General features: G+C 49.5%; 1 protein-coding gene. It reads left to right on the top strand.

Going from position 1 to position 212, the window contains the following annotated elements:
* A partial coding sequence (locus M3225_RS29380; protein ID WP_251400800.1) for an SH3 domain-containing protein occupies window positions 1–212 on the top strand: 212 nt, incomplete at both ends.

The raw sequence follows: 212 nt of genomic DNA, 5'->3' as shown, positions 1-212 counted from the left end.
TGAACGTAAGAAGCGGAGCAGGTACCAACTATGCAGCTATTGGAAGTGTGACCAAAGGCCAGAAGCTGTCCGTGGTGAGCAAAAGCGGAAGCTGGTACAAAATTAACTACAACGGCCGCACAGGCTACGTAAGCAGCGATTATGTACAAGCATCAGGAGCAACTCCACCAGCAGAAAGCACAACCTACATAGTAACGGCAAGCAAGCTGAAC

Source organism: Priestia aryabhattai, assembly GCF_023715685.1.
Lineage (GTDB): Bacteria > Bacillota > Bacilli > Bacillales > Bacillaceae_H > Priestia > Priestia aryabhattai_B.
The sequence above is the reverse complement of the archived record's forward strand: the minus strand, read 5'-3'. Positions and strand labels throughout refer to the sequence as shown.